The sequence below is a fragment of the Xenorhabdus sp. PB62.4 genome (assembly GCF_014467285.1).
Taxonomy (GTDB): Bacteria; Pseudomonadota; Gammaproteobacteria; order Enterobacterales; family Enterobacteriaceae; genus Xenorhabdus.
In genome coordinates this window covers 1-11043 of the sequence record NZ_NKHR01000042.1, presented here as the reverse complement: position 1 = coordinate 11043, position 11043 = coordinate 1, and the positions used below count along the sequence as shown (strand labels likewise).

Genomic DNA, 11043 nt, shown 5'->3' with positions numbered 1-11043 from the left:
ATGGGCAGGCAGCGCCTTATCCAGGGCAAACAGGCTTGTCTGTGGCGTGATATTACCGTAGTTAACCTGTATCAAATAGCGTTGTGCACCGGATAACGGGTGTTGTTCTTTTTCATGTTCATCGCAGTTTGCGTCATCTTCGGCACGGTATTGATAGTAAATATGTTCGCCGGTGGGTGTCACGGTCTCTTCGAGTAACCACTGGGCAATCTGGTTATCATCCGCCGGATTAGCCACCCGGGCGTGGGCATTTTTCCCAAAGAGATGGACTTGTCCATCGGGACTGAACATCATCCAAAAAGGTTTTTGCGTATTGCCCTGTTCCGGCTGCCAGTATTCCAGCCGGCTGAAATCCTGAACGAGACGGGGCTGATAACGGGTGACCTGCCAGCTCTCACCTAACGTGACGCCCTGCAACTGGTTCGTGGTACGGGTATCCGGCTCGCCCCGTTCATTTGGGGCAATATTCATCACTTCCCCCATCGGGCACAAAAAGCTATCGTTGCCCTCATAACGGGGCACGCCATGTGCAGTCCGGAGACTGATCGCCATGGTGGCACAATGCCACCCGATACCAAAGGCGCCATTGCCGCTCCCGCTGCTGTAGGTGAGGGACAATGCAGGGGCCGTGCCGCGCCCGCTGGAAATCGGCAGCGGTAATGACAGTGAAGCCATTCCATCGGGACCGCCCCCGGTAAAGGTTTCCCCCATGCCCCGGAGTGTGCCGCCGCCTTTGGGCAGTGACGGGGTCTCCAATTTCAGTGCATCTGAATGTTGCATGTCAAACTCCTTACAGGCCCCAATGAGGCCTGTATTTAACAAATATTGGGATTAAGAACGGATGGTGTAGCGGATGTGCAGAATGATATCGTTCAGACTCTGCAACAGAGATTTTTGCTTGTCATCCGCATCCGGGAAGCTCAGCGTCAGTGTTCCTTTGTCATTTACCGCTATCCCTTCAAACGGCAGATAGCGCGGATCGTTAAAGTCAAGCTGGAACTGGCCGCTGTCATTCATGCCGTGTGACACCGCCACAGCACTACAGCCCTGCGGCAATATCACACTGCCGCCGTAGCTGAGCACTGCCCGCACGTCCTGATACGGTCCGACCAGCGCCGGCAGAGTGACGCTGATTTGTTTGATGCGTCGGATGTTCCCCAGCCCGTCCGGGTAATCCCCGCGGATGTTCAGGTCGGACAGCTTCAGCGTGGCCTGCAACTCTCCGCTCGTCATCTCCAGACTGTTTCCACTGCTGCCGGCGCTACCCTTGCCATCCTTCAGCAGGGTAGCGATTTTATCAGTAAAGACGAAACTTTCGTCTGGCAAGTCGGCATACACCTCAGCCAGCGACACCGTCCGGGTGACCTCCAGCGCACGTTTATCCTGCTCCAGATACGCCTTCTCCATCTGCCCCAGCATCAGCATCAGATTTTCCCCCGCCAGCAGACCGGCATACGTTCCCTGCCAGGCACCAGGACGGATGAAGGTTTTCGCTGGGTCATTCAGGTCATATTGCCATGACTGTTCCGCCATCAGGCAGCGCGAGACCGCCAGGTCATAGAACTGGTAATAGATGGCTGACAATTTACCACGCAGCCAGTTATACAGCGCCTGACTACTGAATTTACCCTGCAAGAAGATCAGCTGAGCTTGCGTCTGCGCCTGCTGGGTCTCAAGGTAAACCTTTTGCAATTCGGCCGCCTCGCGCCGGATGTCCAGTGCAGCCAGTTGTGCATCTGCCTGATTCATTTCTGCCTGGGCGTTATTGCGCTGGATTTCCCAGTCCTGCCGGCGCCGGCGATAACTTTCAGAGCGACTGATTTTGTCGGCAGCAATCAATGAGGCAGAGGAGGCGATTTCAATGCCGATACCCGTTGCATTCAACAGCCCACCAAAACGGGTCCCCCCCACGGCCATGCCGTAAATATTGGGCACCATGTCGGCAGCGGCTGCGGACATGTGCAGGGCTTTTCCGGAGGTGCTGAGCGTTGATGAACTCAGATACAGGCTCATCGCCTCTTTCTCACCACTGTTCACATCTTCATCATACAACCGGCTGTAACTGTCAAAGCGGCTCTGTGCGCCGAGGCGGCTTTCCTGTAGTACTTTTAGCTCGGCATCCATTTCCGCCAGGTTTTTCTCCTGCATGCGGATATTTTGCAATACCAGCTCACTCCCCTGGGTCTGCAGCAATTCGGCCAACGCCTCCGCATCCTGTCGTTCCGTCAGACCAAGCAGGGTGTTGCCAAACTGTATCAGCTGACCGACCATCCCGCGGGCGTTCTCCAGCATGACAGGGAAACGGTACAGCGGCATCACCGCCGGCGGCAGAGCACTACCGCCCTGCGATGTCCGGACGGCGGCACTCAGCAATGCTACAGGGTCCGCAGGGGCTGCAAAAATCGGCAACAACAGGGGCTGACCGTCAATAGAGAGATTATGCCGCAGGTTGAAAAGACGCTGTGCCAGCAGTTTCCAGTACCCCTGCAGCTTTTCGTTAATCTGAGGGAGGAACAGGGCTGTTAATGAATTGGCTGTGCGCGACGCATCATTATCTGTCGGCTGTGGCTCATGAGTCACCTGCAGTGTCGCCAGAGAATCAGCGTTCTGTGATGCTTTATTCGCCGCACGCTGCTCACGCCGCTTCTGCAATTCCCGTTTTCTGTTAATCCGCGGATGTAACAACGGCGCCATTAATGTTTCCAGTGAGCATAACGGCTTATCTGCGGGTTGCTGCCGGTGCACCTGCTCCAGCGCCAGCTGGCTGGCGGCCTGCACGGTCTGGCTGGCGGCGTCGCCGAGCTGCGGGAATGACCAGTCGGTACCATCAGCAACCCGGGGTTCATCACCCAGTAACGATAACGCCTGTGTGTACCACATTTTTGCTTCGTTAAGTGTGTCGAGCTCCAGCTGACGATATGCGGCATCCCCCCGGGCAATCAGCAGGTCCAGTGCTTTCATAAAGGACGCCACCTTGTAATGCATCGGGTCATGTTGCGCCACCGCATCCGGATCAACGGAGTCCAGTGGCGTGGCATTCCAGCTGGTGTCCTCTTCCAGTGGGCGGACATTCCAGAGATAATCCTGCTCCTCACCATTAATGATATAGCCGGACGGGTTCCAGATATAGTTCATCCACCGCAGGGCTTCAGTGAAATTCTGCTCCTGCAGCAGGCGCTGGAACATCATCATCGGGGTGTAGTAGAACAACTCCCAGAAATAAAGGGCGTTGGCACCACTGAAATCCATCGGCTCCGTCGATACTGACAGGCCATATACCCGTTTAAGCCCGGGGAAGGTTCCGTTGTTATGATTGGCATCTAAAGACCACCCGTCAGGATTGGTGGGGTCTGCGCGGATAAATCTGATAGAATCGGTTTCGCCACTGGCATATTTGGCAAATACGTATAAATTGTCAGAATTCCCAGAGGATTCCATTCGGGGCAAGAACAGGTTTACCGTTGTAACCGTGCGAGGGCTTAATATGCCACGGATTAAGGGGTCCTTGCCGGTATCATTACAATTATATATAACAAACTCCATGGCATCGCCATGTATGGCCGGAGTATATTTCAACAACTCCAGTGTGGCATACGTCCCCGGCCCCATTTTTGGCTCAGACAACAACTGTGTATCCATCGACAAAATGGCATCAATCCCCCGGTCAGCGCGCTCCACCAGTTGCGAGGCAAACAGCGTATTCAGGCGCGTGCAGTATACGCCCGTTTGTATATACTGCGCACCACTGGCGTGGTGATACAGTGAAATCGGCCTGTCATCGCTGCCAGATGACAGAATAACCGTCACCTTATCCGCTGCGATTAAGCTTCCCCCCCCTTCAGCGGAGAAGGTCAGTACGTGCTCAATCCCTCTCGGAGCATCCAGTTCCTGCCAGGGAAATGAGATGGGGTCAAAATAATGGGTTGTCTTATTGCCATTGGCAACACTGCGTACCGCAGAAACGGTAATGTTTTTATTCGGCTCAGAGGAAGGATAGGTGACCGTTACCTTGGTACTTACCAGCTCCTTAACTGATATTAGATCATCCTCCAGATCCAATGTCGCCACCGGGATAAAACTATCGTCATGCCCGTTCCAATCTGGATAGTAGTAGACATTAATCGCTGAGGTTTTAGATAAAGCATTAAAACTCGTGAAACCAGCAAACACAAACTCTGTTTGCCCATCTTCTGGCCCAGAAGCAGCATGGCCGGCGCCCCAATCATCCCAAACGTCAATAAGAGACCACCCAACAAAACATTGAATATCAGGCAGAAGGTTATCGTTTTCATCAGTCATAAAGAACACAGGATGTTCCGTCATGTTCAGCCCTTGATTAAACCCCTTACGGCTTCGCAGAGTTAAAATGACTATATAACCACTAACATCTTCCCCCTCCTGCCCCAAATAAGAATAGTCCAGCTTCGCATCTATAAACATCATATTATAACTGTCAAATCCAGCATTCTTCATTTCAGTTGACAGTGGCAGCCCCGCTAAAGAGATAATAAACTCAGTTCCCAGGGGAGTATAATCAATGAAGTCACTGTCACGAGAACCCACAACCCCACCGTCTTCGAGCCAGGGATAAGCATCAACAAGCTCTCCAAGATGGGAGAAAGCGGATGCACCCTCGTTGTGATTCACCGTTATTTCAGGTGTTAATGTCACAGTCTGCTTTTCATAATTTGCACTGAGCGCCTTAACGCGACTCTCCAGTGAGAAGTAGGCATTCGTTTTGTCAGGCGTAATTGTATAATTCACCTCATTGAAGGCAATGCGGAAATTAACCTCTGCGTGTCTGGTGGTATCCAGATGTGTAAGACTCTCGCTGATAACGGATTTTAATTCATCCTTATTCTTCAGCACGCCCTTCATATCTGAATAAACAAAAATACCATGAGCCGCACTGACGCTACCGACACTGTCGTATTTAGCCTTTTTTTCGTAGAGATAAATGGCCAGCACATTTTCAGTGGTATACTGCGCAGCAAAAAGCCCCGCCGACTCATCAGCCCCCCCTAACGCATTAAGCAACTTGTCATTGTCGTCCAAATCAATGGAATTGATTAAATCAAAGGTAAACGGTGATGCCCAGCTGCCATCATAACGCAACCAGGAGAGCTTCAGGCGATAGAAAACATTCTGCGTGGTGCCATCATCATCCTTGCGGATTTCCTCCTCCACCCAGACCACGTGCAGTCGGGACTTGAATATCACCGGGCGCACCAGGTTCTGGTGTGGCGTCATACCGCAAACAATCTCTTTCCATTCGCTCCAGGCATTGGCGGCATAACGCCCGTCAGCCCCCTTGCTGTGTTCCAGTTTGCGCCAGTAGAACTGACGGGGCGTTGTCCGGCTGTGGCCGATAAACCAGGTATTGCCCTCATCCGCATCGGTGTTGTCGTGATAGCCACTGATGACGCTGAGATTGGCAATCTCTTCAAATGACGCAAGATAGTTCTTGAATCCGTCTTCCAGCGTGTCGCTGTTCAACTGGCTCTGGGATACTTCCTGGAGTAGGGTATCCATCATGCCGGTCTGCCCGATACGCAGGGTCGGGTCAATGTAGTTTTCCGGATAATAAACCAGTTCGGAGACTCCCGCCCAGGTGCTGTAGCGTTTGTTGTAGGTATCCCAGTCGGTAAAATACTGACGGCTTTTCACCGACTTATTGACACCTTCTTCCAGCCCATTCAGTGCCCGGTTGACATACAACTGCACACTGGCAATCGCCTCTGCCAGACGCGTGGTTTTCACCTGCGCCGAGACCTGAGTATCCATCAGCAGGTAGCCATACAAATCATCGGCGCCAATAATGGCCCCGGTACCCGATGGAACATGATTGCGCAGGTAGTACGCTTCCAGCGCCTGGGCAAGAAGCTCATCCTGGTGCGCCTGCAGGGTGGTGGCTTGTGCAGCATTAAGTCCGGCCTGCAGACCATCTGCGGCAGCCTGCCAGTCGGCATAGGATGGCGGAGTGGCTGGATGGTATTTTAGGGCCAGCAACCCCCGAACGGCGGATGGCGTGATATGCAGGGTGGTTGCCACCAACAGCCACTGAAGTGCGATATCTGTTTCCTGCCAGCTGGCAAACACCTTCGCCCCGGGGTGTACTTCCTGCAATGCCTGCTCAACCAGCATTTCATCCAGTGAGAGGGCTTGTGCCAGCAATTCCGGCGTCAGGGTGCCCTCACTCAGCGCCGTCAGGACGGCCGTGGCCTGTCCGGCACTGTGGGTTATCAGGGTATGGAAACGGGTAATATTTTGCAGGGTGGGTAAATCATGAGGCAATGCCGCAGCTGTCATGAACCGGGAAGGCTGGGCAACCAGCAGCGCCAGTTCTCCGGCGCTCAGCGCCACGGAACGAACGAAGAGCGCCAGTTGCCCCATCACCTGACAGAAAGTAACCAGTTTTTCGCTTTCTTCTGATGTCAGAGAATCAGGCGCTTTCTGCACCAGGGCGATAAAGTCAGTCACCGTCAGCCCGGCAGGCTGGATCAGGTCCAGCCACCGCAGAACACCTGCGGCAACTTCCGCAGAATCCAGTTGAACCGAGGCGGCAATCAGCGGTGACAGCGCGGTAATCAGCATCTCTCCTTCAGGCAGGGGGGCCGGCAGGCCATGGCGCAAGGTGTCCAGCAAATTCTGGACATCCGGCGTCATAGCAGTGCTGTAGCGGGAGGTGGTCATCAACCAGATGTCTTTGACGGACCACTTCTGCTCAGCCAGCCAGCGCGTGGTCTGCGCCAGAAAAGCAATCAGTTCGCCCAGCTCTGTCAGTGACAGCTGCGCAATGGCCTGGCCGGCATACGGCGAAACAGACAGCAATTGCGACAACTCTACCACCGTTAACTGATGAACCTGAGCCAGCAGCCGGACACAATAAAGCTGCGAGAGTCTTTCTGTCGTGCAGACAAAATCACCGCCACCGGCCATCAGCCACAGCGAATACAATTCCGAATCGTTAACCTGGAATGCCCGCTTTAACACCGCCAGCCGGAAGGTATCATCGGATTCACCAGGTTGTAAATCCAGCGCAGTACCGTCCGCAGAAAATATTTTGCCATTCAGTGGCGGCGTGTTAAATAGCCGGTCAAACTGACTGGGCTCGGTACCCACCCGGCTCAGAGTGATATCTGCCTGCCACAAAATCAACGCCTCGCCGAGGCTGATGCCGTACTGCTCCGAGTAATATGTTGCGTAAAACAGCGCGCTCAGAACGACGGCATCAATCTGCAACTCATGATTAACGGCCATCACTACCCGCTCAATCTCTTGTGGAGACACCTGTGCCGCCCGGCTCAGACGAATGGCCTTGTTCAGACGCAGCAGGAACAGGTTCAGTGACTGCTTTTCAATCCGGAATGTTGTACTGGTGTTATAGTAACGACCATCCGCTGGCCTGGCTCGTTGTAAGCGAAGTGTGACGGGTTGTTTGAGGTCTTGGTCAGGAATGGCAAATTCAATCTCATAGTCCTTATTAGCCTCCGGAACAAAGTTTTCCTTGCTATAATAATTAACTCTTTTCCCACTCACCACTCTGAAATTGGTGTGTTCTTTTCGCGTCTCAGTGACACTAAACTTGTATTTATAATTCCCGTTACCCAACGGAATTAAATCCGTATAGTTAACCTGGGATTTATTTTCGGAATAATCCCGCCGAAGATGCCAGGCCTCCTTGTTGCCCTCAGCACTATTCAGCATCAGGGATAACTGATCATCCACATAAGTTTCACTGGGTGAGAAGGTGGAAAAATCGTAACGAACACCAAAAGCGGCCAGTTCATCCAGAGATAAGTGGTAATAATGCGCCAGATTAACGCCAGAGCAAAATGACTGAACATCAATATCGCCAAAGTTATCTTCAATCAGCTGGCTGGCGTTTTTTTCTGTCAGCACCTCCGTCAGAATGTTATACAACTCCGGAGAGATATCGGATTTAATGGCCAGCAATGAGACCGGGTCAGCCAGTGCCGCCACTGCAGGAGCCAGAGTAAAGGCAGAAAGCGTGTCATCCTGCAACAAAATAGCCTGCCGGGTAGTTTCGTAAGGGACGTGGCAGGGAGTCATCCCAGTCCAGCGATATTCTGACAGTTTTTCCAGCAGAGCCTCTTTATCATCCAGCTCCTCTGCGCTCTGAATATTATTCAGCAGCAACTCAGAGGCCAATGTTAATGTCGCGACTTCCTCATCCTGATTGGCCTGACTCAACAGCAGGCTCGTCAGGTCTGGACGGCGCCTGTCCAGATTCCAGACCGAGTCATCCGGATGCAACTTTCTGGCCTCACGGTACATTTCGGTGAGATAGGCTGCCGGGGAGAACATGGATGCCACATTACCAGGCTTGACATACCGCTTCGCTCTGCCTGCAAACCAATCGTTATAGTCCCGTGTCAGCGGAGAGGATTTGATGCCCAAATGTACTGCATTTGCCAACTGGGGATTGGCGCGGCTGAGAATGCGGGATTCCGCCATACGGTTTTCTTTCAGCGCCTTCTGTGCCTGCTGGTACAGAAAATTTTTCTCGCCCCAGCTCAGACTGTCGCCGGCCAGTTCTTTCACCTCAGCAAAGGAAAGCACCATGATATCGGGCAGGGTGACAGGCTGGTCGCCAATAGATCCCGACTTCTTATGTGTGTTTTCGCCGCTGCGGTTCAGCTTATCCAATAGTTCATCGATACTGTACATATAACGCTTATCCTTTTTATGGTTGTCTTCCTGCCGCGCTTATTCATACGTGGTAGGCCGATTTTATCGCCTTAATGTTTAATTAAAATCAATACGAATAGCATGGGCGCGTCATTCCGTCCCTCATGCATCATTTTAAAATAGTGTGATTGTTAGTCTGTTTTGAATGCTGATTGCATCGGTAAGATTGACTGCGATTGTCAGTTTTGATCTATTATTTTTATTTTCTGTAAAGTAAAAATGTCTATTTCTGAATCGCTTATTAAACGTCCTGATTACCTCGGTTTTATCACCGCTTTTACAAGATATAAGGTTATTTATTTAAGGTTCCGGCGTGGAACCCTAGTTTTATAATTTTCCGCAAATAGAGCTGAATCGTTCTATAAACTTAGGTTCTCCAGAACTACCATTGTATCTGGAAACTTGTATACACTTACCATCAACAGTAGCCATTAAATAATCACCTTTAAATAGAGCGCCACTGTTATATAGTGGGATCCCGTATAAATTGGACTTTCCTGCAGAATGCGTATGACCAACAAAAATAGCAAGAACTTTATATTTCTCCAGAAGTTGTTTGAATTTATTCAGTTCATTTTCACTACTTTCATTTACAAAATGGTCCTTGGCATCATGGAAGTTTAATATAATAGTTTTGCCCCGATTAGTTGCACTCTGCAAATCTTTTTCAAGCCATGATAGTGACGATTTTATTTTAGTGTCCGCACCAAATGTTGGGCTTAACGTAGTAGTGTAAGTCGGGTAATTCTGGAGTTGAACATAATGCATATCCCCATAATCCCATGAATAAGCTAAACTTCCTGTTTTGTTATATTCATCAAAATACGAGGAAAATGCCCCCATGTTCATTTTTTTATATTCGTTAATTCTATTATTCATATCCCATACGGCTGATAATGCGCATCCATCAGAGCTGGGTTCACCCGTCGTCGTGCAGTCACCCACATTATTAGCATAGTCATGATTTCCTAAGCCAATGAAAAGTGTGCTTGATAGTCTTGATGTGTATATTTTATCAAAACTTTCTCTGCTACTTCGTCTACCAAATTCAGTGATATCACCATTAACAATCCCAAATGTGAAATTCTTATCATTTTTTAACTTTTTTATGCTACTTGAAACCACCTCATTAAATGCCTCCCATTTAGAACGGTCCTTGTTTGGGTTATTACTGCTGGTATCTAAACGAAAAGGTTGAGGGTCTGACATAATGAGAACATTATATTTTTTCGCTGCATTCTTTTCATTAACATAGACCGTATATGTGTTTCTCGCATCCTCTACACGATATATATCGTACAATTTGTGTGGATCATTTACCGTCAAACGATTTTTAACAGAACCCCAATGCGACAAGCTCCAATAAACGTCAAAGCTTCCTCCATAAATTGAATATTCTACATTACCCTCAGTCCCTGCAGTTAAGGTTCCTCTGGTAGAAAATGAATCCTTTCCATAAGGCTGAATAGTTGATAGAGGTATGGAAACCCAGCTACCCCACTCCACATTTTTTCGAATTACAGAGAGGCTATATTGAGTGTTATTGACAACAGTGTATTTAACTATGTCATAAGTTTTAGTTGATACATGTTCTTTGTTACTACTGCATCCAAATAAAAATAATATTACTGCTAAGAATAAAATCCGATAATTAGTGGCCATTTTTTAATCCATTGCTTGCGGTTTAATCTATTTTTTGGTGTGTAGCTCCGTACACTCAGATTGTAAGTGTATACATCAAGTGCATGAGTCACTCCATAAGCACATCCTACGATGAATGAAGAACTCAACACTGACCTCTTGTAACCTGAGCTCCGTTTTCCCGTGTCACACTGCGCATCTGGTCAAGCAGAGAACCTCTGTGACAACGGCGACAATGATAGAGAATAAAAAAAACAAACAAAACATTATACTGCTTTATTTCATTAAAAAGGTTTTTATTCCGTAAAAATACATATTATAATAACTAATATCCAGTAATAATAAAAAAAAACACACGAAGCAGCAGTTAATACCTCTTTAAAAACAGAGGATAGATCATTCACTCCTTTTAAATAAAACCATTGACGAGCAAATGGAAAATCTATAGATCTATTTTTTTTAAGAAAAATCTTAATCTGTTTGGAATTAAGTCATTGAAATACGTTATAAACTTTACCATCATATACTCACCTGCAGACAAGCAACTGTCATTACTCAACGATAGCAATCATGAAATCACACTATCAAACCAAGCGGCGCGACTGCTGCTTGAAATGGTCACTAACAGCAATGAAACTCTTCATCGGGAAGATTTATTGAAAAGGGTATGGGAGGATTATGGTTTTACAC

4 protein-coding genes are annotated in these 11043 nt (G+C 49.2%); 1 reads left to right on the top strand and 3 read right to left on the bottom strand.

Annotation, left to right across the window (positions count from 1 at the left end):
* The 3 genes from Xenpb_RS18335 to Xenpb_RS18325 form a co-directional block, all read right to left on the bottom strand.
* On the bottom strand, positions 1 to 780 hold a 780-nt coding region (locus tag Xenpb_RS18335), incomplete at its 3' end, for a SpvB/TcaC N-terminal domain-containing protein (RefSeq protein ID WP_304952556.1).
* A 51-nt stretch (positions 781 to 831) separates the two neighbouring features.
* Positions 832 to 8691 carry a neuraminidase-like domain-containing protein gene (locus Xenpb_RS18330; RefSeq protein ID WP_187655596.1) on the bottom strand — a complete coding sequence of 2620 codons (7860 nt, stop codon included), beginning with the start codon at positions 8689 to 8691 and terminating at the stop codon, positions 832 to 834.
* A 348-nt stretch (positions 8692 to 9039) separates the two neighbouring features.
* Positions 9040 to 10374, bottom strand: coding sequence for a metallophosphoesterase (locus Xenpb_RS18325; protein ID WP_255523194.1), 1335 nt, complete (start codon positions 10372 to 10374; stop codon positions 9040 to 9042).
* 473 nt (positions 10375 to 10847) lie between these two features.
* Between Xenpb_RS18325 and Xenpb_RS19740 the strand changes: the two genes are divergently transcribed.
* The coding region (locus tag Xenpb_RS19740; RefSeq protein WP_368666847.1) for a transcriptional regulator at positions 10848 to 11043 on the top strand (196 nt) is incomplete at its 3' end.